Here is a 23,208-nt window from a genome sequence, read left to right as displayed (position 1 = left end):
GTGGCTGATTCCGATTGCGCTTGAATAATTCCAACCCGCAACTTAGACCAGTCATTGCGTGAATGCAGAAATGACCGTCCGGTTGGAAGATGTTGCCTCGCGCCATCGCATGACAGAAAAAACCACCACCGCGGCCATCCCCGGAGCGCCCGTTTCCAAACGGCTCATGTCGGTGGATGCCTTGCGCGGATTCGACATGTTTTGGATCATCGGCGCGGATTCGCTCGTCTATGCGCTCAACCGCATGACGAAATCGCGTCCGACCCAAATCCTCGCCGATCAGCTCGAACATGCCGAATGGTCTGGGTTCCATTTCTACGACCTGATTTTTCCGCTGTTCATTTTTATCATGGGCGTCTCCATCGTGTTTTCGCTCACGAAAATCCTCAAACAGGAAGGACGCGCTGGCGCCTTGAAACGCATTGCGCGCCGGAGCATTTTGCTTTTTATCGTCGCCTTGATTTATTCCGGCGGCGTCTCGCATCCGTGGCCGGACATTCGTCTGATGGGCGTGTTGAACCGCATCGCCATCTGTTATTTTTTTGGCGGAATCATTTTTTGCTTTTGCAATTTGCGCGCGATGGCGGCGATCGCTGCAAGCTTGCTGATTGGTTATTGGGCGCTGCTGACCTTCGTCCCGTTTCCCGATGTCCGCCCGGTTCCCGGCAGCAACGAAGTCATTACACAGGCCAATTACTCCAAGGTTTCACAACTCAATATGGACAGTACGAACAGGATTCGCGGTTCGTACCTTCAAGGTGTGAATCTCACCGATTATCTTGATCAAAAATATTTGCCCGGCAAGAAATGGGACGGCACGTATGATCCCGAAGGTTTCCTGAGCACGCTGCCGGCGATTGCCAGTTGTCTGCTGGGAATTTTTGCGGGCCTGCTGCTGGCCAACACCAATGTGCCGGACAATAAGAAAGTGATTTACCTGCTGGGCTTTGGCGTGGTAGGCGTGGCGCTCGGCTTTTTGTGGGGCACGCAATTTCCCGTGATCAAAAAAATCTGGACGTCGTCGTTTGTGCTCGTCGCGGGCGGTTATAGCGCAATATTGCTGGGAACTTTTTATTGGATCGTGGACGTACTGAAATTTCAGGCGTGGTGCCAGCCGTTTGTCTGGATGGGGATGAATTCCATCACGATTTACCTGGTAAGAAATTTTATCGGCGGCTTTGGTCCATTGAGTCAGCGGTTCGCCGGCGGGGACGTCAAAGCCTTCTTCGACACCCACGTGACCCAGGGTTTTGGCGATCTCATGATTTCCTTCGTTGGGCTGGCGCTCGCCTTCTGGCTCGTGCATTTCCTCTATCGCCGGAAGATATTTTTGCGCCTCTAAGATTCGCGAAAAATATTTCAAACATTTTTGCGACTTTCCTGTCTCTATATTGTTCCATAATTAGTTCTCATGGATTGAGAGAGATATTTGCGCTCGGACGGGCAAATTGCGGGTGCAATATGATGGAATCACGCGCGGTCGCAGGTGGCGAATCCAGCCACGGCTGCTTTCCACCGTCTATCCAGCGTTGCATCGCGCTCGCGTGAGGCGAATTGAAATCATTTCGCGATATTTTTTGCCCGGTGCATTTCCATGCGCCGGGATGCCGAGGAGGAACGGGAAGGGGCGCCACCGCAAGGTTGCGCACGGGATTGATGTGGAAGCGAGGTTTGCCTTCCACATCATCCCTTTTTAATTTTAAATGACCTTCGCCATGTTTGCGTCCCTTGCGTCCCGGAAAAATTCGGTGTTGATCGTGATCGCTCTTTTGCTTTTCTGTGCCGTCGCAGTTTTTGCCGCTGATAGTTCTGGCGAAGATTGGCCAAACTTCCTCGGCCCGCGTTCCAACGGCACTTCGACCGAAACCGGCCTGCTCGATAAGTGGCCTACCAACGGCCCGCCGATCGTTTGGGACAAAGCCCTCGGCGCGGGTTACGGCGCTCCCTCCGTCCTCGGCAATCGCCTCGTCGTGCATCACCGTATCAACAATGACGAAATCGTCGAATGCCTCGCCGCCGACACCGGCAAATCGCTTTGGCATTATGGTTATCCCAGCCAATTCGTTGATCCTTATGGCTACAACAATGGGCCGCGCTGCACGCCGCTGCTCACCTCGAATTTTTGTTTTACGTTTGGCGCGGAAGGGAAATTACTTTGCCTCGATCTCGCAACGGGAAAACTGGTTTGGCAGCGGGATACCGCCGTGGACTTCAAAGTGCCGGAAGCGTTCTTCGGCGTCGGCAGCACGCCGATTCTCGAAGGCGGTTTGCTGCTGGTGATGGTCGGCGGCCAGCCGAATTCCGGCATGGTGGCGTTCGACCCGGCGACGGGCAAAACCGTTTGGGAAAGCGTCGGCCAAAAAAATTGGGAGGGCGTGCCGATGACCGGCTGGCCCGGCGAACGCGTGGTGCATTGGCAGGATTGGGAAAAACAAGCGAGCTATTCCACCCCCATCGCGGTGACGATTCACGGCCAACGCCAGGTGCTTTGCCTGATGCGGCAAGGCCTGGTTTCGCTCGATCCGAAAACGGGCGCGGTTAATTTCAGTTTTTGGTTTCGCTCGGCGGCGAATGATTCCGTCAATGCGATCACGCCCGTCGTCGTGGACGATCTGATTTTTATTTCCGGCGCGTATTACAAAGTGGGCTCGGTCGTCCTGCGGGTGAATCCCGACGGCAAAGGCGTGAGCCAGGTGTGGCGCGGAACCTCGCTGGAGATTCATTGGAACACCCCCATTTATCATGACGGTTATCTCTACGCGTTCAGCGGGCGCAACGAACCGGACGCGCGGATGCGCTGTGTGGAGTTTGCGACCGGCAAGCTTATATGGGACGTGGATGAAAGCTGGGTGAAACACAGCACACTCACGCCCGCGGTCTTCGGGCGTGGTTCCAGCATTTTTGCCGATGGAAAAATCATCTCAGTCGGCGAAGGCGGAATCCTTGGACTGTTCAAACCGAATCCCCAAAACGCCGAAGAGATTTGCCGCTTTCAAGTTCCTCAACTCCATCATCCTTGCTGGGCCGCGCCCGTCCTCTCGCGCAAAAAACTTTATTTGCGCAGCGAAGACCATTTGGTGTGTGTTGATCTGGCAAAATAACGAAAGCCGCGTCTCGCAGATTGCAAGCTGAGTCCATCTCGAAACTTTTCTACGGGACGAGGTAAAAATGCATCCATTGGCCCACATGTCCGCCCTTTTTCATTGACTTTAGCCGCATTTAAGTGACCATCGGTGCTTACTAGATGGCCAAGCAATCTCAGGATTTTGCCGCCTCGCCAAAGACGTGAAAAAACTTTATCCACTCCGCTGCCTCGCACGATTTGTTTCGTTATTCTTATCGCTTCTGGCGATTGGTATTTCGCCCCTTGCCCTGGCTGGCTCTTCCACCGATGTCGGCAATCTCGTCAATGGCCGCCAGTCTGCAACCGCCACGTTATTGCCCAATGGCAAAGTCCTCATCGCCGGTGGTTTTGATACCAATACTTTGGCTCTCACTGATTGCGAACTTTACGATCCCGCGACCCAGACTTTCACCACCACCGGCCCGATGGCCCACGCCCGGTACAAACATTCCGCCACCCTTTTGTTCACCGGCCAGGTCCTCGTCACCGGAGGCATCAATGACTCCAACGATGTGCTCACCGCGGAACTTTACGATCCCAGCACCGAGGTCTGGACGAACACCGGCGCCATGAGCAACGCCCATGTCGGCAGCAGCGCGGTCTTGTTGAATTCCGGCCAGGTGCTCGCCGCGGGTGGCGGGATGTACACGAATATGTTTTCGGGCGTCGCTGAAATTTATGATCCCGCCACGGGCGTCTGGACCAACACCGGTTCGCTGATCCAACCGAGAGTCTCCGCCGCTCTCATCCCTTTGCCCAGCGGCAAAGTGCTTTTGGCGGGTGGCAATTTTCAAGGCGGTCTTCTCGCTTCCGCCGAGCTTTACGATCCCGCCAGCGGAACCTGGACGAACACCAATCCCATGCTCGAACCGCGCCAGCTTTTCAATGCCACCATCCTGCATAATGGCATCGTGCTCGTCGCCGGCGGCGATGGCCAAACCAATTATCTTTCCACCACCGAACTCTATAATCCCACTACTCAAATCTGGACCAACGGCGCTCCGCTCGTATTTCCCAGCGGAGGCGGTTCGCTCACGGTGCTCGTGGACGGCACGGTGCTCGTCGCCGGTGGTTCGCCCAATATTTTCCTGAATAGTGGCAGTCCTTATTTGCAGGTTTACAATCCCACCACCGGCGCGTGGACGCTTTCCGGCGCGCTCAACCAATCCCGTTCGGATTCTACGGCCACGGTGCTTCCTGATGGCACGGTGTTGATCGCCGGAGGCAGTGAAGTGTTTGCCGAGCCCACCGCAGAAATATACAGCACCGCCAACGGCTGGAACAGCGGCCCCGGAATGAGCATCGCGCGCGACGCCCATACTGCAACGCTGCTGCCAAATGGCAAATTGCTCGTCGCGGGCGGTTTTGGAATTCCGCCCTTTCCGGGTATTGCGCTCGCGCTTGCTTCGACGGAAATTTTTGATCCGCAAGCCGGGGTATGGTCGCCCACAGCTTCGATGCTTGAGCCTCGCGCCGCGCACACCGCGACCTTGCTCGCTGATGGCCGGGTGCTGGTCGCTGGCGGCGCTTCCGATGACACCAACACTCTTGCCACTGCGGAACTTTATGATCCGATTGCCGATACCTGGACAAACACCGGGTCACTGAATGTCGCGCGGTTTAGCTGCACGGCGACGTTGTTGCCAAACGGAAAATTGCTCGTCGCGGGCGGCACAGCTGATCAGATAAACGGTTTTTCCAGCGCCGAAATTTTCAACCCCGCCACCGGCAAATGGAGCCTGACCGGCTCGCTGAACGTCCCGCGTTTTTCCCATAGCGCCACGCTGTTGCCCAACGGCCACGTTCTCGTCGTGGGTGGTTACAACCAGACAGGACCGCAGCCCATTGACAGCGCCGAATCCTACGATCCTTCCACCGGCATCTGGACTTCCGTAAAATCCTTGCCCGAACCGCGCGGCAGCGGCATCAGCATACTTTTGACCAATGGCCTCGTGCTGGTCGCGGGTGGAGCCGATACAAACTTCAACGAGTTGCCCGCTTGCTTGCTCTATAATCCCGCGAACGATACCTGGACTGCGACCGGTTCGCTGGCTGAACCGCGAAGGGTTCCTTCCGTCACATTGCTGCCGGATGGCCGCGTTCTCCTCGCCGGTGGCTCGGTTGACTTCACCGGTATTTCTGATTCCGAAATCTATTCTCCCACGCAAGGGACCTGGAGTCCTGCCGGCAATCTGACTGCCCCGCGCGTGGAGCACACTGCCACGTTGCTGGCCTCCGGTGATGTCATCGTGACCGGCGGTGATGTCGGTTCCGGCCAGCCACAATCAACCACTGAAATTTTTTCCAACGAACGCTTCATGGCCGGTGTCGCTCCGCAGATTACTGCGGTGACATCGCCCGCGGCCCTTGGCAGTTCGATCACCCTGACCGGCTCGATGTTTCAAAGTTCCGGCAACACGAATTCGCCCGTGGTTCAACTGCACCAGCTCGAAACGGATTACACTCTGATCTTGAGCCCGGCGTCGTCAGCGGCATTCTCCGGCACGAATTTCATCTCCAGCGCGCTCGCGCATTTCCCGCCGGGGTATGCCTTCGCCACGGTGTTTGCGAACGGCATGCAAAGTCTTGCGAGCATCATCCAGGTTCCCGCGCCGATTACCGTGCCCGCCCTGATGGTTCCAGGTGTATCTCCATCGGCTGGTACTGCGCTGTTCACCTGGACCAACGCTCCCGGCTCGCTCTTCACCGTTCAAACCACTGCGAATTGGACGAACCTCCTCACCACCTGGTCCATCCTTGGCGGCGCCACCGAAACCTCTCCCGGCCATTTCCAATTCACCGACACCGTCGTGACAAACAGCGAACGCTTCTACCGTTTGCGCTCCCCGTAAACGCATTTCGCGGTGAACATTCTTGCCACCACAAAAAGCGCAAGACCGCCGCAAAAAATCCCAGACGCACTTGGTTCGGGAACTACAAGGTTGGAAAATTGGATCGAGTCTATCTCCCAAAAATTATTATTCCCTTGTGACGCCTGAAATTTCAATTCCTCAACCTGCCCCGCAAATGCGGAAATATCGGCTTCATACGTCGTAAAACCGGACCCAACTGACAGGACGGAATACGGAATATTTTGGCCGCCTAAACTGAGCAATAATGGACCGCCCGGCGGCGCGCCGTGTGTGCCGGCTTCAAAAAGGATGGTCTTCACATCCGCGGGAAGCATCGCCGTCTGGCTGATGGCTGCGCCTCCTGCCGGTCCCCTCCACGCCACCGTATAAATCAATGCTGTAAATTCCAGCCAGTGGCTGAAGGCCATAAACATTATTTTTGTCGAGGATGGCGATGCTGGTTGATCCTGTGGATAATTGATTATAAAAAATATCCGTCGTCATAAAGTCGGTGGTTGTCCATCCGGGAATTGCGTCGCTCGACGATACCGCTATTGGATAATAAACACTCGACGTATCCGGAACAATCGTTCCCTGATCAAAACCCAGATTGATAAAATCCTGCGCCGCGGCCTTGAACCCACAAGTTGCGGAACAAATTACGAAGCACGAAACGATTAGAGTTTTCATAATTGTAAACAATTAAATTAACCCACTAATTTCTATTTTCTTTTTCGCAAAAAACCTGAGATTTACTCTACCAACTTTTCCCGCACCGCATAGCGAATAATATCCGCATTCGTCTTGAGTTTCGTCTTTTCCATGATGCGCGTGCGGTAGGTGCTGATGGTCTTCACGCTGAGCGAAAGTTCGAAGGCGATTTCCTTTACGCTGCGGCCTTGCGCGATCATGCGCATCACCTGGTATTCGCGGTCGGACAACATTTCGTGCGGCGCTTTGCCGGCGGGAGCGTTCAGGCTCGTTGCCAGATTTTCCGCCAGCGCGGAACTGACGTATTTTCCGCCAGCCAAAACTTTTTTCACCGCGCCGATGACTTCTTCGGACGCCGTGTTCTTGGTGATGTAACCCGCCGCGCCGGTCTTGAGCACGCGCACCGCGTATTGATCTTCCGGGTGCATGCTCAACACGAGCACCGCAAGGTTGGGTTGCGCCTCGACCATTTGCTTGAGCACGTCGAGGCCGCTCTTGCCCGGCATGGTGATGTCCAGCAGCACGACGTCCCACGGTTGTTTGGCGACTTGTTCCATCGCGTGGTTCGCCGAAGGCGCTTCGCCAAAGGTGGCCTTGGGAAATGCGTCGGCAAGAATCTGCCGCAAGCCCTGGCGGATCATCACGTGATCGTCCACGATCAAAATGCGGATTTCTTTTTCCGCCGCGGAACGTGGCGGCGTGCCCCCGGTTGTCGCACCCTTTTTATTCATAGAGTTCTTTTTTTATTTTTCCGTTTTTTTCGGCTCACGCGTTTTGCGCGCGGCCGGTTCAGAAACAATTTGCTTCACTTCATCCGCCGCGGCTTCGCCGTTGGCTCCAGGCAGCGGCATCTTCACTTGCACCGTCGTGCCTTTGCCCGCCGCGCCGCGGATCTCCACTTCGCCGCCCAGGATGAACGCCCGCTCGCGCATGCCCAGCAGCCCCAGCGATTTCGCCCCCGCCAATTCGCTTTTCTTAATTCCCCGCCCATTATCTTTCACCATCAACGTAATCAGGTGCCCGGTTTTTTCCAGCGCCGCCTCGACGCGCGTGGCCTTCGCATGCCGCGCCACGTTCGTGAGGATTTCCTGGAAGATGCGGAACAGCGCAGTCGAGCGTTCCGGATCCACTTCCACTTCCCCCAGTTCGTGCCGCACTTCACACGCGATGCCCGTGCGGCTCTGATATTCCCGCGCCTGCCATTCCAACGCCGCCGTCAAACCCAAATCATCCAAAACTCCCGGCCGCAATTCCGTGCACAGCTTCCGCATCAAATTCGCCGTCTCGTCCAGCATCTTTCCCATCGTCGCGATTTTGTCGAGGATGGATTGCCGGATGACGCTCCATTCCTCCGATTGCATGCGATTGCGCATCCACGCCAGGTCCATCTTGAAACCGGTCAATGCCTGTCCCAATTCATCGTGGATCTCGCGCGTCATCACCTTGCGCTCTTCTTCGCGGACGGATTGCAGATGCGCCGCCAGCGCGCGCAGTTGTTGTTGCGACGCTTTTAAATCTTCCCGTACGCGCATGCGTTCCAGCGCGCCGCCGCAATAATCGGCCAGCGTCTGCAACGTCTGTAAACTCACATGGTCGTACGCCCTCAACCGGTAACTCTGCACCGACAATACTCCAATCACGCGCGTGCGATAGCGGATGGGCACATAGAGCAGCGAGGCCGACGGCCGGTTCAAATCTCCCACCGGCACCGCGCCATCCAGCATGCCCGCGCCCGGTTCGCGCAAAATTAATTCCGCGCCCTTCTCGATCACCCGGTGCATCACCGCGCTCGGCGCGCCATCCACGATTCGCGAGGGCACGTCCTGTTTTTCGCCGTCCACCGTGTCCACATTCAACACGGACTGGACCTGATCTTCCTTCTCGAAATACAAGTCGAGCGTGAAGGCATCCCACTTGAATAAATCGTCGGCGATGCGCCCAATCACGCGCGCCGCATCCAGCGGCGTCATCGCCGAGGCGAGGCTTTGGCCCAGTTTCGAGAGCGCCGCAACCGAAGTTTCCGCGCGGAGGCGCTCGGTGATGTCGCGCGCGATTTTCGCCGCGCCCACGACCGCGCCACTTTTGTCGCGAATCGGGGAAATGGTCAGCGACACATCAATGCGCCGCCCGTCTTTCGTGACGCGCACGGTTTCAAATCGTTCGACGATTTTTCCCGCGCGGATGCTTTTTAAAATATGTTCCACCTCGCCCGTGCGTTCCAGCGGCACGATTCCGACCAGCGGACGCCCTTCCATTTCCGCCGCGGTATAGCCGAACATGCGTTCCGAGCCAGCGTTCCAACTCGTCACGATGCCATCCAGGGATTCTCCCACGATGGCGTCGCCCGAAGATTCGACGATGGCCGCTAGCCGCGAATACGCTTCCTCGACATGCCGGCGCTGGCGGCGCGTTTCGGCATCGCGCAGTTCGCGCTCCACCGCCGGCACGAGGCGCGCGAGGCTGTTTTTGAGAATGTAATCGTGCGCGCCGGATTTCATTGCCGCCACCGCCGTCTCTTCGCCGATCGCGCCGGAGACGATGATGAACGGCAAATCGAGTTTGCTTTCCTGCAACAGGCGCAAGGCTTCGATCGCGCTGAACTGGGGAAGATTATAATCGGCGATGACGGCGTCCCAATGACGGTTCGCCAGCGCCGCCTTGAATTGCTTCTCCGTCTCGACGCGCTCGAACACCGGCTCGAACCCGCCGCGCTGCAACGTCCGCACGACAAAAATCACATCATGCTCGGAATCTTCGACAATCAAAATATGCAAAGGCTGTCTCATCCGGATTATCTGTCGCTCCCCGCCATAGGTCCCAAGGGAGAAACTTTGGCTAATCCTCGCATGTAAGCTGGCCAAAGAAAACCGAAAAGAATGTCACCTATAACCAGTGCGGAATGCGGAGTGCGGAGTGCGGAATTTTAAGAGGCGTGGGGAAATTTTTCGCGATGGGAAACTTGAAGCCAGGTTTTAGTTCTCATTTTTGCATAAATTATTTTAGCGTCTCAATTTTTCGAGAGCGTGATAAACGCTTCCGAAATTCCGCACTCCGCACTCCACACTCCCCATTGCCAGGACTCCGCACTCCGCATTCCGCACTTGACGAAGTCGGAGGTTGTGCTTGATTACCAGCGAATGAAACTAAAAATTAAAATTTTAGGATTGGTGCTGGTGAGCGCGCTGGCGGGATTGGCCACCGGCTGTGTTGACACTGTGGACGGCCGTTCGCAGGCTGGCGTGCCCTTCATCAAGGACACCATCACCGGCAGTTACGAGCGTTCCGTGCCGCAAGTCTTCGCCGCGGCCAAGGCGGTTTTGAAATTCAATGGCCGGCTCACCGCCGAGAATACCATCAACAATTCTCTCGAAGCCAAAGTCAATCAGGCCACCGTCTGGGTGCGCGTGGATGAGATTGATTCGATGAAGCCGGTGTCGCGTGTGGAAGTCCAGGTGCGCAATAACGCCGGGGGAAGTAATATTGATCTCGCCGCCGAAATTGAAAAACAGATCGCCTTGAAACTCGCCGGGCAATAAACGGCTTTTACAAATTGACTCCTTTTAAAGCGGCGCTGCGGCGCCGCTTTTTCGCGTACGCTCAATGCCGCATATTGGCGAAGTAAAGCGCGAAAGCCATGCCGAGCGAGACGATCAGTCCCGCGGCGATGGACCACGCGAGAAACATGGCGCGTTTGCGCCGCATGGCCCTTCCTCCCTGGCCGGGGAGCAGATAGAACCGCTCCTTTTCCTTATCACGTTTAAACCACATCAGCTCGTATTGATAAAATTTTGGTCGGTTAAGTTGCGCTATCAATGACACTAATGCCAGCAATTTCTTCATTTTCCGGCGAGTCGGCGCGGCGCGCCGAGCCAGACGAAACTTGGCAAATCGCGATAAAAGCGTTAAGCAACCAGCAGATGCGTTTATTGAAATCGTTTTGGCCGGTATTTGTGGTGCTGTTGCTGCTCAGCACCGCCGGCTGCGGCACTTTCATCGCCAATCAACTGACGCAGGCTCCCAAGGCTTATCCCACCTGGTTCGCGCCGAAAGCCCGGGTGATGCTGGGCTTCAGCCCAAAATTTCTGACCAGCTTTCCGCGAGAATATGTGCCGGTGGGACCGCCGGAAGCGAAGCTTTGTTATCGCGTGGTCGAGCCCGCCGATTATAACCTGCGAGCGACGGAGACGAATTGGTTCGAGCACGGCCATCACAAATTTGATTTCACTTTCGCGGCGGATTTTCCCGCGGCGCCCAATCGCTGGACGGCATCGCCGCGCGGGACGGTCGTCCTGCTGCATGGATACGCGCTCGCGCAATTTTCCATGGCACCGTGGGCGTTGCGGCTCGCGCAGGATGGCTGGCGTTGTGTGCTCGTGGACTTGCGCGGTCACGGGCGCTCCACTGGGGGACGCGTTTACTTTGGGTTGCATGAAACGCACGACCTCAGCCAGCTTCTCGATCAACTGGACCGCGATGGACAACTCACTGGACCGGTCGCCGCGATGGGAGAATCTTATGGCGCGGCGCTCGCCTTGCGCTGGAAAAACGAAGAGCCGCGCGTGAAAAGTGTGGTGGCCATCGCGCCGTACGCGGTGCTGTCGAACGCCGTGCTCAATCTCCGCAGCGATTACGCGCCGTGGGTGCCGAAATATTTTATCAAGGCGGGCTTGAAAAAATTGCCGAAGGTTTTGGGCGTGCAACCCGGCGCGCTGGATCCGGAAACGGTGATGGAGAAATCGCCTATCAGCGCACTTTTCATCGCGGGAACGGACGACAAGATCATGCCGCTTGCCGAAGTCCGGCGGCTGGAAAAACTCGCGCGTCCGGACAGCAAACTAATCGTCGTGCCCCATGCGACCCACGAGTCCATCATCTATTTTTTCCCGGACATCGCGCAGCCGATCCTCGCGTGGCTTGACGCGAGCGCGGGTGGGAAATAAATGCGTTTCACCGACTGGCATCCATTTGAGTGCTGTGTTACGCTGTGCTTGCGGACGACCGCGCACATATTGATATGTTGACGACTCCGGAATTGATTCGCGAAGCGACCCAGCGATCGCGCCTCGGCAAGGTATTGCCCGCGTGGCTGGACCGTGTGCCGCTTTATCAATCGCCAGCGTACGCACCGCGCGAATTGCGCACGCAGCTTTCCGCCGACGCTTTGCTGGGCCGCCTGCCGCTCATCACCAAGGCCGATCTGCGCCGCGAATTTCCGCATAACTTTCTCAGCGCCGATGCCGACCTGGATTCGCTCGTGGAAAAAAATCTTTTGGAAGTCGAGCACACCTCCGGCACCGCCGAAGAACGCACGCCGTTGTTGCTCGCGCGCGGCTGGTGGCCGGCACAGGAAGAATTGGCCTTGCGTCGAAACCAATTCGTCGCGGACATTCTCGATGCGAATCCCGAGGCGCGGCGCGTGACGATCAATTCACCGGTTTGCGGCGGCGATATTTGTTACACCGTCCTGCCTTCGCGCGCGGAACGCACGCTGGGAAATAATCTGTTCGTCAGCCTGTCGCGGTTTCCATTTTTGTGGGACGAAGCGGAACTCGAACGCATCGTCGCGGAAGTCGCGGAATGGAAACCGATTTTTCTCGATGTGGACCCGGTCTATGGCGTCATCTTTGCGCGCTTTTGCGAGCGCCGCGGCATACGGCTGCCGTCCTTGCGCTTCATCCTGTGCAGCTACGAATTTGTGAGCGTGGTTCATCGGCGCGTCCTCAATCGCGTTTTTGGCGTGCCGGTTTTTAATCTCTACGGCACGACCGAGACCGGCCATTTGCTGATGGAAAATGAAACTGGCGAAATGGTGCCGAGTCTCGAAACCGCATTTCTCGAAGTGGTGAATACCGATACGCAGGGCATCGGCCAGCTCGTCGCGACGACTTTGACCAATGATTACATGCCGCTCATCCGTTATCGCGTGGGCGACCTAGTTGAACAGCGCGCCGAGCCGTATCGCACGACTTACGTTGTGCATGGGCGCGAGCACGATGCGTTTCATACGCCGAAGGGCCGCGTGACGCCTTGGCAGATTGACGAATGTTTCTCGGACGTGGGCGGTTTTCTGCATTATCAGTTGCTTGAAGAAACCGACGCGCCCTGGCAACTCCGTTACGCTCCGGACGGCGACGGCCCATCTGCAAACGATTTGGAAAAACTTCGCGAGCGCCTCACACAAAAACTCGGACTGGAAAATGGCATCGAGTTTCAAGCCACGGATTTATTGCTGGCGGAAGGTTCCGGAAAATTCCGCCTGGGGTATCCACGGCAGAAGACTTAAAAAATAATTGGAGCTTTTGATTTCTAAGACAATGTGCGCGACAAAAGCTCACTCGAAGTGTCGTTGTAATTCTGGAAGTTGAATCGCTTTTGGAAAATCAGGGAAAAACTCTTGAAAACCAGCGGCAGTAAGACTGTCGCCACTCACAAACTCCCAGTGAGAATCTCCATTTTTTATGCCGAGTTGATAACTCGTTTGTTTAATTGTTTTCCCTGATATTTTCATCACTGACTCATACGGAATGACCGCATAGGTTCTGGATTCTCCCTGGACGTATTGATAGGGTTTTTTAACTTTCCACGAAACGATGACAATATGCTGCTGCTTTGCCTGAGCCATAACCGCTGTGGCGGCCTCGGTCACAGCTTTTCGCCCACCCATTTTTTCTACAATCGGGGTGTAAATGACTTCCGTTGCATAAGAATAATCACCAGCTTTAAAAGAACTTTCGAGTTTGTCCATAACCACGTCAATGGCTTTATCGTCGGGAGTCTCAGTCGAGGAAAGCATTGGTTCGGGCACATGTTCGTCCGAAAGGGCGTCTGGGGTAATCGCCACAATTTCCTTCTCGGTTATCTTTATTATTCGATACGGCGGGCCGATATGACCCGGGTTATAGCCAAGACGCGCTGCATTTTCTTTGTGCATCTGAAACATTTCCAAAATCAAGTCCGCTATCGCAGGGTCTGGAATTTTTTCATCTGCGGTCAGCTGTCGCACAGTTTGGCCAAAACCAGGAGGAACCAGGCTTGTCAATTCCGGTTTTTCCTCCGCAAGCAACGCAAGTAAAAATGTCGGCTCTCCTTGCAGGTATATAGGCTCTGGATCGCTTGATTGCCGATATTCCTTCACGGGTTTGATTGAGCATGTGTTTGTTCCGTCAATCAAACAGGAACTGACAAAAAAACATCGCTTGGATGGATTATAACCGGAAAATTCAAGAACGGTGGGTTGCCGGTCAAAATTCGTTCCGGCAATCTTTTTTGAACCCACGAAATAGGAACGATACTCTTGGTCCAATTTGCTAGTGATGAACTCGATCTTTTTATCCAGATTCATTGAGTTGGTTGATTGTTCGGCGCACAAATGCTCAAGCGAACCAAGAACATTCAAAGAAAAGGCAGCTTTTCCAGACGTGGTCTCAATCTCGTGAGTTGTCAATCCGACTATCGCCGCGCAGCACGTATCAGAGACCTTAAATAATTTTCGAATTGAAATATTAGTTTTGTCGCCAGAATGCCAAGTCGCCAGCGAGTCGCTTGCCAGATAAATCGCATCGTTATGATAAACCGTTATTGTCAGGCTGGCATGGCTTAAGAGTGGAGTTCCAAGCAAGAAAAGCAAAAAGCTTAACGGAAGCATACGACAAGAACGACCGATCTCGGCGAGAAACATTGGCATATTGTTTGCAGTCGTGTTTCCGCAATCGCCTTTACTCCGCGCCGGTCGCGTTGGCGATGTTCCAGCGGATGGCGAATTGCAGCAGCGCGAGGGAATCGTCCAGGTTCAACTTTTCCTTGATGCGGGCGCGGTAAGTTTCGACGGTGCTGACGTCAATGTGCAGCGCGGCCGCGATCTGCCGCGTGCTTTGGCCCGCGCCGATCAATTCGAAGACCTGCAATTCACGGTCCGCCAGCGTGTCCACCGAAGACGTGGTGGCCGCGCGCGTTGCCCGCGCGATTTTGGAAGCGACCTGGGCCGCGGCGCGTTCGCTCCAATAAATTTCTCCGCTCAGCACTTGCCGGATGGCGACCATGATTTTCTTGGTGGCTTCCTGCTTGGTGATGTAGCCGCGCGCGCCCGCGCGAATGGCGCGTTCGGCGTGAAGGGCTTCGTCGTGCATGGAGAGCACGAGGATTTGCACCTTGGGAAAACGGTCGCGCAAATCCTTGATGAGATCCATGCCGTTGGAGGATTTCAGCGTGAGGTCCACGATGGCGAGATGCGGCTTGGCGCTGGCCACGAGTTCCAAGGCCTGTTCGCGGTCCTCGGCTTCGCCGCACACGAACAAATCTGATTCGCGCTTGATGACTTCTCGCAACGAAAGACGCACCAGCGGGTGGTCGTCAACAATGAGGATGCGCACCTCATTGCGTTGATTGGGTTGCTTGCTGTTGTTCAAACCGCTCATGGATTGTACGACGGGTTTTGCTAAAAATAGACGCCTAATCTATCGGCCTTGTTACAGATTTCAACGGATGTTTTCATCCACCCAGTGGAATATTAAGACAGCCCTTTTCGGCAAATGCAAGGCCCAATGGCTTCAAATCGTACGTCTGCGGCCTACTATCCCTGTGGGTTTGTTCCGGCGGCGCGCTAGCGCCGGCCCTATCACCGAGGCTGTGGGCAGATATGCGCCCTTTATGGTTCTATTCGCCGCTGGACGGCTTTCGCCGATACTTGTAACCTTGCGGGGCAATTCTCGGTCTATTACTGAAACCTTGTTCGTTTTATTGAAAGGGCGACCATGAAAACGGTATCCGGCATTTTCCTCCTTTGCCTCGCGGCTTTCACTCTCTGGGCACAGACGGCCACGCCCGCCAAGCATGGCAAACATCACAAGGCCGGGGGCACGAACTCTGCCGCGGGCGCTTCGGATGCCGATTCCCCGACCGCCGACCAAACCGCCCAGGTTCAAAATTATCAAAAAGCTTTCGTGCCGACCGACCCGTGGCGCGTGATGAATGACAAGACCAATTTCGCGCGCGGTGGCGATTGGGTGCAGTTCGAGGGACACGTCGCAAAGGTGTCCACGGAAGGGGTGGTTATTACCGGATGGTTCGATGAGCCGCTCGCCTATTTGCTCCCGAACAATACCACCGGCACGGCCAAAACATTTGTGGTGGTGAATTATCCGCGGCCAGTGGCCGTCGGCCAATTTCTTTCGCGCAACGACAAACTCGTCGCGCTCAAAGCGGGCGACAAAAATGATATGCCAATGCTCGATTACGGCGCAGTCTGGGTCCATCAACTGACCGAAGAAGAAAAAGAGCAAGCCGCCTCCGCCAAATCCAAAACGGAAGCCCGGGTTCTGGCTTTCCAACAGGAACAAGCCGACAAAGGCGATGCCTACGGGCAATATAAAATGGGCATGCGTTATTTGAATGGCGACGGCGTGGACAAAGACCCGCAAAAAGGCCGGGATCTCATCAGCAAAGCCGCCGCGCAAGGCAATAAAGACGCCAGCGACGAATTGACAAAATTACCGACGAACTGAGTCAACGGGAGTGGCGTTTCATCGGGCGTTCTATCGCGTCCTGCTCGGGCAATAGCCTCTCCGTCGGTGGTCGAACGCACGGTAGTGTCCTAATTTGGCTTCTTGCGGCTAAAACCGCTAACCCACATTGAGCACAAAATTCCTATGAAGGCGACCGTATGCAGCCATAAATGCCACCCATTTAGATGAAGGAAGCCGTCAATTATGGTCCAAACGCCAAATCCGGTTGCAAGAATGAAAATACAGAACGCGAAACGATTCATTTCTTCCCTTTCACTTCCGCCGCAATCGCCACCTTGACCGCCGTCTGAACTGAAACCACCGGCGGCAATTCCAGCACGGCCACAAATCTTTCGTCTTTATCATCCGCACCGCTACTGTGCGACCACGCGTAGCAGCGTTGGGCCTTAGGATGGTTCACAAGGGCGAACACTTCCACGGTGCCGTCCCAGATCACGCGACCATTAAATTCCTCACGTACGGGGACAGATGCGAGGTGACTCGCGTCCGTTCCGTGCATGTGAAATATGACTTGTTTTAATCGCTCAATGTAATCGCTATTCGCCACAGTTTTTCACCAGTTCCGCCACAGACCATTGACTGCTTTCGATACCCGCTTGCATCGCGGGCGTGCAACGAATGGCTCCGTGAACTTTGCAGAAGTTGTAATAAGCGAAATTGAGACTGACAGCCGCTTGAAAGTTTTCAAGCTTCTTACTGAAAGCGTTTGTCAGGCGAGCGAGGCGGCGGCAGTGCATACGGAGCGTGTGATTCTGCTTTTCGATATGGCTTGTGCTCACCAGTTCCTTAAGCGGTTTGCCAACGATGCACTTGCGTTCAGTCTTCACCACTTCGGCGGGGCTGTACCGGCTGGCGGCATCCTTGTTGAGATTACTAACGCTAAAGGTTTTTACGATTTGGCCGTAATCAATCTCGCTGCCAAAAGCGCGTTCAACCGCGTCAGGATAAGCCGCCAGCGCGTCCGTGGTAAGCTGGATACGATTGGAGAGGCGTTCGGAAAGGTTGCTCATAAAAGCCTGCGCGTGATACATGTCACGCTTGCCGACCGTGAATTGCGGGATGAGCTTTGAGTCCACATCCAAAGCGATAAACGTCCAGACATCACCGACGCCAGTCACCATGTCTTTAGCGGTGGCGTGCTTCTTTTTCTTGCCGATGAATCCCCACAATTCGTCAACTTCGACGTTGGTGCAATCCAGCTTGCGGAACTTCTCATCCTGAATCTTAGCGCACGCTTCGCCGACACGCACGCCCAAGCGCATGATTGTGTCGCGATGCACGCCGGTGATGCGCTCAATGGCGCGGATGCTTGAGCCTTCGCAGAGCAATGAAATCGCCAGTGTTTTCTTTTCGGTGGAGAGGATGTTTGCCATATCGTTTTAAATGTTGACTAAGCGTATTACGAAAAGTATATTTGGTCAACAATTATTTTCGTCATACGTAAAGTATTTTATGAAAACCAAAATGGGCAGACCAAAAGTTTCAAAGGAAAAACTGCGCGGGATTCTGATTCAGGCGCGACTTTCTCCCGAAGAAAACAAGAAAATCGAGGGGGCAATCAGAGCATCGAACGAATCCAAATCAGATTGGGTAAGAAAAACACTGCTTGAAAAGGCAGCTTAATGGATGCGGCGAGTCTCGGACTCGCGATCAGCGATTGTAAGGAACGCTGGTTTGCCGGTTAACTTACGCACCCAAAGCGATTGGAAAATTGCATGTATTTTGAAAATGTCAAATTAGGCTAATGATGCAAAATAATCACACAGACCAAAATCCCGAACGAGATTCCAATTGCAAAGATAATCAACGAAAGCCTCAAAAATTGAGCACTACTGAAACGAAAGCCAGAAAGAGAAAACTCATCAAGCTTGAGTGGGGGTTTTGGGTGCTGGTTGCCGTCGCTGGAAGTATATTTTTTGTAAATCATATATTAGCTCTGATTTCAATACCGCTATTGTTGCTTGGTTTAATTTCTGGCGCATTTGCGCTGCGACTTTCGCTCATAAATCATGGTGCACGAAAAAGGGACGCAAACTTGGCCTGTGTCTGTGTGGCACTCCCTACTGTGATTCTGTGTGGGTATGTGTTTTGGGTTGAAATCACCAATGGGCCTCCACCAACGAATACAACTGCGGCATGGACACCGCCGGAACTGCCTCCAAATTGCACGAACGTCTATTTGTCTTATGGCGGCAATTCCAGTGAAATGACTCCTGAAGAAATCAAAAAGGCTCACTTTATCAATATAAATGGATTCGAGCCATTTAAATGGAGAGTGGATTCCAACCGATTTTATGTGGATGTTGATATACCGTACGAGGACCGGATAATTAATTTGAGGGGCGGCAAATCCAGTTCGCAATTGCCGCCAATGTGGGATATGAATTTTACTTCCAATGCATTGGAGATTGTGACCATTTCTAACAATCCCATTTATCAAGTTTATTATCGGCGACCAGATGAAATCGCACTCGGTGGAGTTTTTGCGAAAGGTGGCATGATGGTGGCTTTTACTTCCAAAGGTATGGAATGGTGGAGCGGAACGAATAACGTAAGGTCGAATCTTAATGCATTTTATTCCGGTCAAAAACCCACCGGTCTGGCTCCCATTTTTAAATATCCTTCTTTTAAGCATAAGGGAGAATACTCCGATGATTGATGGATGTCGGGGCATAATTCAAATTAGGGCACTACCGAACGCACGACGACCTTGACAGACGCGGAAAACTTTTCAAAATCGGGTTGTGTCTATTCCCACTCAAGCTCGGCCCACCGGTTCACCGGCGGCTGCGGTTTCCCAAGGCCCGCTTTTCGCTGGAGTAACTTTTTATCATTGGCTCGTGTTTGTCATCGCCGCGCTGGGTTGGCTGTTCGATTGCATGGGCCAGCGCATTTTTATTCTTGCGCGTGAACCGGCGATGCGTGAATTGCTCGGCCCGGGCACGGCGGATGTCGTCATCAAAAATTGGGGCGCGTGGGCGACGGCGATCATGATGGTCGGCTGGGCGACCGGTGGAATTCTGTTCGGCATGATGAGTGATCGCGCCGGGCGGGTGAAGACGATGGTGGCCACGCTGCTGGCCTACACGGTTTTTTCCGGGCTGACCGGGTTCGCGCGAACGGGCGAAGAATTTTTGATCTACCGTTTTCTCGGCGGCCTGGGCATCGGCGGAATGTTCGGCGCGGCGACGACGCTACTGGCGGAGAGTGTGCCGAGCCGCGTGCGGCCCATGGCGCTGGGCGTCATGCAGGCGCTTTCCGCGCTCGGCAATATTTCCGGCTCGCTGCTGAGCGGAGTGATTCGTCCGGGGCAGGCGGATTTTTATCATGGTTATGCCGGATGGAGATTCATTTTTTTCGTGGGCGCTTTGCCGGCGCTGCTGGCGTTATTTATTCCGTGGCTGTTGCACGAACCGGAACCGTGGAAGGAAGCGAAGCGTCGCGCGCGTGAGCATAAGGACGCGCCCAAAGTGGGTTCGGTGAAGGAACTTTTCGGCCATCCTTATTGGCGGAAACATTTGCTGATCGGACTGGCGCTTGGGTTGGCGGGCATGGCGGGTTTGTGGGGCATCGGATTTTTCTCGCCGGAATTAATTTCGACCGCGCTCAAGAATGAACCGCAAAAAGTCGTGGACACCGTGAAGGCTTACGGCACTACGTTTCAGGATGTGGGCGCGTTTTTTGGAATGCTCACGTTCACGCTGGTGGCGACTTATCTGGGACGCAAAAAAGCGTTCTTCGGCGCGTTCACGCTTTGTCTCATCATCACCATTTATGTTTTCAACAATCTTCGCAGCGGGTCGGATGCTTACTGGATGCTGCCGATGATGGGCTTTGCGCAGTTGTCGGTGTTTGGCGGTTACTCGATTTATTTCCCGGAATTATTTCCCACGCGGTTGCGCGGCACAGGCATCAGTTTTTGCTACAACACCGTGCGTTATCTCGCGGCGGGTTTTCCGCTGATGCTCACGACGCTCAACGCGCATCTGTTGAAGGCGGGTGTGAACGAGCCGTTCCGCAAAGCGGCGACGATACTTTCCTTTATTTTCGTGCTGGGGCTGGTGGCGCTGATTTGGGCGCCGGAGACGAAGGGCAGACCTTTGCCGGAAGATTGAGCCTGCGGTTTCCGCGACCGGATACGAAAGGTCAACGGCAAGCCGCGAAATGGCGGGGACGCTCCGGACGGCCTGGTACGGGGTCCGGGCCCTTTGTCCGTTTCAAGATTACGACGTCTTGCGCTTTCGAGTTGGGCTCCGCAAAGCGGACGGACAACCTCTTCGAACCAACCGCCGACCGGACGGAGCGCCCGCCATTTAAAACCGCAGCCATGAGATTTTTCGCCTTGGATTTGAATTTCATAAGTTCGATTCAGAATATCTCATGCACACCATCACATCGGCGGGAAATGTAATTTCCTAAATTACGTGACGTAAGAGTTTGGCCGACACGGCAAAACCCATGCGCAAGCAACTTCAATTCAATCATTTGCAAGACATACTACTGAGATCGGGCAGTTGGTTTTCTTTTTTTGACGCAGAGGGGGGAGGCGCAGAGGCGCAGAGAGGAAAGGGAAAAGACGCGCTACGCTGGGAAGTATCTGATACCGTCTTCACGTCAGGGCGACGCTGGCTGCCGTCGGGCCATTTTGTATGCCGGCAAAAGAAATCCGCGCTAATTCCAAATGGATTTTGAATCCTCGTGCGGTTGTGAAAATGCGTTCAATCGCTGGATCAAATAGGAAGCGGGCTCGCCCGGTTGCACCTTATGGGCAAACAGGATTTCGTTCATCGTGACCGGCGTGCCGTAATAAACTTCATCCGCCTTGTCATCCGCGGCGATCATCCCGCCCTTTACCACCGCGCCGCCGTAAAGTCCCTTGCGGTCGGCATAAATCAAAATCGGCGAAGTGCCGGCCTCGACATTGCCAGCCATATCGCCCGCTGTGCCGCGAGCCTCACCGCCAAAATCCATGTTGCCGTTCATCAGGATTTTTGTGGCATTCGTCGTCATCAGGAGGATCGCATAAAATCCCTGCTCACCGCCGATTTGAAAGCCCAGGCTGGCCTCGTTCGCGTTCATGAACGCAGCGGGACTCCATTTGCCCGTGGCTGAATCTTTCGCCATTGCCAATCCGCCGCCGCCCTGGTAACCAAAAATAAATCCGCCCTTCGTGCGGTCCAACAGAACGATCGCCTGGGCTTTGCGCAGCAATTCGGGGGGGATGCGTTTATCGGGCTTGTGCTGCATGGCTTCGAATTTGGCCGTCAGCATTTTGATGCGATTATCCAACTGCGATGGCTCCAGCGCGAGCGCACTCCCGGCGAAACTCAGCAAAAATAATCCGAGCAATATCGTCTTCATAAAAACCTTTCGCAGTGGATTTCGATTGTCCATTAAAATTAAACCTTGTCCGTGGCCTTGCAAACTAAATTCTTTGTGCGCTTCGGTCCGATAAAGGCGGCAACATTCTTGCCGCTTGATAATGCCGCCGCACGCTTTATACATATTCCAACGATGCGTATTCATCTCGCCGTAACCATTTTTGCCCTGCTCTTTTGGCTCACCCTCGCGCGCGCGGATGAGCACGGCATGAAGCCCTGGGTTCCGCAAAACACCAACACCGCCGCCGTGTCTGCGACTGCGCCGGCGGGTCCGCAAGTTTCCATTGTCGTCACGCAACCGCCCAGCAGCCCCGTTGCTGTGCATGCTTATAATTCTGAAAATGAAAGACAGCGTCCGCGCCTGCTAGTGTTGATGATTTTTCTTTTGCTGCTCGCCTATTGGCATTTATTTTTGCGCGGCAAACGCAGCATTTCTGCCGATTAATTCTCCCGGCTTTTGAGTAACTCCCCTGAGTAACTCCCCGCCCTTGACTTACTCGGAAAATCTGATGACGATGCCCCGGCTGGTTTGCAGTTTGTTATGACAAAATTCTTTTGGCCTGCGTCGCGGCACGTTTTCGCTTTTGCGTTCGGACTGATTCTCCTTGCCACCGGTTGCGCCACGAACTCCCATCGCATCGGCGCGATTGAGCCGCGCACGGGGGATGAAATCGTCGCTGCCGGCCAATTTTTTCATACCGGCACGCCGGTGGTGTTATGGATGGACCCCGGTGGTTACGATGCCTATCGCGTCGAGCGCCGTTTTTCGCCTTATGAGGATTCCAGTTGGCGCGCTTCGTCCGAGCAGGTCAAAGACCTTAGCACGCCCAATCGCTATGGCTTGCGCACGAATAATCTGACTCCGGCAGAACTTGATCGCGTGCGCGGCGGCGGGTGGGATTTACCTTTGCTGCAATCCAAGATTGATCAGTTCGTCATTCATTTCGACGATGCCAGCGTCAGCCGCCAATGTTTCAAGGTGCTTCAGGACGAGCGTGATCTCAGCGTCCACTTCATGCTGGACATTGACGGCACGATTTATCAAACGCTCGATTTGAAGGAACGCGCGTGGCATGCCACGACTTCCAACAATCGTTCCGTCGGCGTGGAGATCGCGAACACCGGCGCGCATCATTCGCCTGACGCGAAGCAACTCAAGGAGTGGTATCATCACGAGCCCGGGCTGACGACGATCACGATTCCCAAGGAACTCGGCGATGGTGGCGTGCGGACGCCGGGATTTGTCGGGCATCCCGCGCGGCCGGATTTGATCGAGGGCAAGATACAAGGCAGCGATTGGTTTCAGTATGATTACACACCGCAACAATACGCGGCGCTCATCAAGCTCACCGCGACACTCTGCACGATTTTTCCCAAGCTGGAGTGCCGCTATCCCACCGATGCCCACGGCAAATTAATTCCGCATAAATTACCCGACGAGGAATTGAAAAATTACGAAGGCGTGCTTGGACATTACCATATCCAAACGAACAAGGAAGATCCCGGCCCGGCGTTCCAATGGGAATATGTGATCGGGAATGCGCGCCGGTTAATGAATCACGGCTTCAGTTCCCAGGCGAATGACGTGTCGCTGGGCGAAATGCGCAATCGTTTTTAAA

The 23,208-nt window shown here is 54.6% G+C and carries 21 protein-coding genes; 12 read left to right on the top strand and 9 right to left on the bottom strand.

Annotation, left to right across the window (positions count from 1 at the left end):
• The first annotated feature begins 58 nt into the window (after positions 1 to 58).
• The 3 genes from VH413_01845 to VH413_01835 all read left to right on the top strand — a co-directional run bounded on the left by VH413_01845 (position 59) and on the right by VH413_01835 (position 5,976).
• On the top strand, positions 59 to 1,342 hold the full coding sequence (locus VH413_01845; protein ID HEX3797416.1) for a DUF5009 domain-containing protein: 1,284 nt from the start codon (positions 59 to 61) through the stop codon (positions 1,340 to 1,342).
• A gap of 373 nt (positions 1,343 to 1,715) precedes the next feature.
• On the top strand, positions 1,716 to 3,101 hold the full coding sequence (locus tag VH413_01840) for a PQQ-binding-like beta-propeller repeat protein (GenBank protein ID HEX3797415.1): 1,386 nt from the start codon (positions 1,716 to 1,718) through the stop codon (positions 3,099 to 3,101).
• A 184-nt stretch (positions 3,102 to 3,285) separates the two neighbouring features.
• Complete coding sequence (locus VH413_01835) at positions 3,286 to 5,976, top strand: kelch repeat-containing protein (protein HEX3797414.1); 2,691 nt, start codon at positions 3,286 to 3,288, stop codon at positions 5,974 to 5,976.
• A gap of 300 nt (positions 5,977 to 6,276) precedes the next feature.
• On the opposite strand, the gene VH413_01830 is transcribed toward VH413_01835, so the two are convergent.
• From VH413_01830 to VH413_01820, 3 genes are all read right to left on the bottom strand, one after another.
• A complete protein-coding gene (locus VH413_01830; protein HEX3797413.1) occupies positions 6,277 to 6,666 on the bottom strand; it encodes a hypothetical protein in 390 nt (129 codons plus the stop codon).
• 62 nt (positions 6,667 to 6,728) lie between these two features.
• A complete protein-coding gene (locus VH413_01825; GenBank protein ID HEX3797412.1) occupies positions 6,729 to 7,418 on the bottom strand; it encodes a response regulator transcription factor in 690 nt (229 codons plus the stop codon).
• Between the two features lie 12 nt (positions 7,419 to 7,430).
• The gene (locus VH413_01820; protein ID HEX3797411.1) at positions 7,431 to 9,473 is read right to left on the bottom strand and encodes a PAS domain S-box protein; all 2,043 of its coding nucleotides are present in this window, start codon (positions 9,471 to 9,473) and stop codon (positions 7,431 to 7,433) included.
• Positions 9,474 to 9,824: 351 nt separating this feature from the next.
• On the opposite strand from VH413_01820, the gene VH413_01815 reads away from it, so the two are divergent.
• Positions 9,825 to 10,223, top strand: a complete 399-nt coding sequence (locus VH413_01815; protein ID HEX3797410.1) for a hypothetical protein — start codon at positions 9,825 to 9,827, stop codon at positions 10,221 to 10,223.
• Positions 10,224 to 10,284: 61 nt separating this feature from the next.
• Here the strand turns inward: VH413_01815 and VH413_01810 are convergent, their stop codons facing one another.
• The gene (locus VH413_01810; protein HEX3797409.1) at positions 10,285 to 10,455 is read right to left on the bottom strand and encodes a hypothetical protein; all 171 of its coding nucleotides are present in this window, start codon (positions 10,453 to 10,455) and stop codon (positions 10,285 to 10,287) included.
• A gap of 53 nt (positions 10,456 to 10,508) precedes the next feature.
• On the opposite strand from VH413_01810, the gene VH413_01805 reads away from it, so the two are divergent.
• Together VH413_01805 and VH413_01800 are read left to right on the top strand one after the other, a co-directional pair.
• On the top strand, positions 10,509 to 11,627 hold the full coding sequence (locus tag VH413_01805) for an alpha/beta fold hydrolase (GenBank protein HEX3797408.1): 1,119 nt from the start codon (positions 10,509 to 10,511) through the stop codon (positions 11,625 to 11,627).
• 74 nt (positions 11,628 to 11,701) lie between these two features.
• Complete coding sequence (locus tag VH413_01800) at positions 11,702 to 12,970, top strand: hypothetical protein (GenBank protein HEX3797407.1); 1,269 nt, start codon at positions 11,702 to 11,704, stop codon at positions 12,968 to 12,970.
• A gap of 48 nt (positions 12,971 to 13,018) precedes the next feature.
• On the opposite strand, the gene VH413_01795 is transcribed toward VH413_01800, so the two are convergent.
• The gene (locus VH413_01795) at positions 13,019 to 14,371 is read right to left on the bottom strand and encodes a hypothetical protein (GenBank protein ID HEX3797406.1); all 1,353 of its coding nucleotides are present in this window, start codon (positions 14,369 to 14,371) and stop codon (positions 13,019 to 13,021) included.
• Between the two features lie 31 nt (positions 14,372 to 14,402).
• Positions 14,403 to 15,101, bottom strand: a complete 699-nt coding sequence (locus VH413_01790; protein HEX3797405.1) for a response regulator transcription factor — start codon at positions 15,099 to 15,101, stop codon at positions 14,403 to 14,405.
• 336 nt (positions 15,102 to 15,437) lie between these two features.
• On the opposite strand from VH413_01790, the gene VH413_01785 reads away from it, so the two are divergent.
• Positions 15,438 to 16,187, top strand: a complete 750-nt coding sequence (locus VH413_01785) for an SEL1-like repeat protein (protein ID HEX3797404.1) — start codon at positions 15,438 to 15,440, stop codon at positions 16,185 to 16,187.
• Between the two features lie 259 nt (positions 16,188 to 16,446).
• Here VH413_01785 and VH413_01780 read toward each other — a convergent pair whose 3' ends face one another.
• Both VH413_01780 and VH413_01775 read right to left on the bottom strand, forming a co-directional pair.
• Entirely contained in the window at positions 16,447 to 16,755 is a 309-nt protein-coding gene (locus VH413_01780; GenBank protein ID HEX3797403.1) for a hypothetical protein, read from the bottom strand.
• On the bottom strand, positions 16,745 to 17,581 hold the full coding sequence (locus VH413_01775; GenBank protein ID HEX3797402.1) for a hypothetical protein: 837 nt from the start codon (positions 17,579 to 17,581) through the stop codon (positions 16,745 to 16,747). The genes VH413_01780 and VH413_01775 overlap by 11 nt, the downstream gene beginning before the upstream one ends.
• A 79-nt stretch (positions 17,582 to 17,660) precedes the next feature.
• Here VH413_01775 and VH413_01770 point away from each other — a divergent pair, with 79 nt between their 5' ends.
• The 3 genes from VH413_01770 (at position 17,661) to VH413_01760 (ending at position 20,323) form a co-directional block, all read left to right on the top strand.
• On the top strand, positions 17,661 to 17,831 hold the full coding sequence (locus VH413_01770; protein HEX3797401.1) for a hypothetical protein: 171 nt from the start codon (positions 17,661 to 17,663) through the stop codon (positions 17,829 to 17,831).
• A 121-nt stretch (positions 17,832 to 17,952) separates the two neighbouring features.
• Positions 17,953 to 18,867: a hypothetical protein gene (locus VH413_01765; GenBank protein ID HEX3797400.1), complete on the top strand. Its 915-nt coding sequence runs from the start codon at positions 17,953 to 17,955 to the stop codon at positions 18,865 to 18,867.
• Between the two features lie 85 nt (positions 18,868 to 18,952).
• Positions 18,953 to 20,323 (top strand): MFS transporter, encoded by a 1,371-nt coding sequence (locus VH413_01760; protein ID HEX3797399.1) that lies wholly within the window; start codon positions 18,953 to 18,955, stop codon positions 20,321 to 20,323.
• Positions 20,324 to 20,879: 556 nt separating this feature from the next.
• On the opposite strand, the gene VH413_01755 is transcribed toward VH413_01760, so the two are convergent.
• The gene (locus VH413_01755) at positions 20,880 to 21,569 is read right to left on the bottom strand and encodes a lipid-binding SYLF domain-containing protein (GenBank protein ID HEX3797398.1); all 690 of its coding nucleotides are present in this window, start codon (positions 21,567 to 21,569) and stop codon (positions 20,880 to 20,882) included.
• A gap of 153 nt (positions 21,570 to 21,722) precedes the next feature.
• On the opposite strand from VH413_01755, the gene VH413_01750 reads away from it, so the two are divergent.
• The gene (locus VH413_01750) at positions 21,723 to 22,034 is read left to right on the top strand and encodes a hypothetical protein (GenBank protein ID HEX3797397.1); all 312 of its coding nucleotides are present in this window, start codon (positions 21,723 to 21,725) and stop codon (positions 22,032 to 22,034) included.
• Positions 22,035 to 22,130: 96 nt separating this feature from the next.
• Positions 22,131 to 23,207, top strand: coding sequence for a peptidoglycan recognition family protein (locus VH413_01745; protein HEX3797396.1), 1,077 nt, complete (start codon positions 22,131 to 22,133; stop codon positions 23,205 to 23,207).
• Position 23,208: the final 1 nt, after the last annotated feature.

The organism is Verrucomicrobiia bacterium (assembly GCA_036268055.1).
Classification (GTDB): Bacteria; Verrucomicrobiota; Verrucomicrobiia; order Limisphaerales; family Pedosphaeraceae; genus DATAUW01.
Note: the sequence above shows the minus strand (reverse complement) of the source record. Positions and strands in the feature narration are given on the sequence as shown.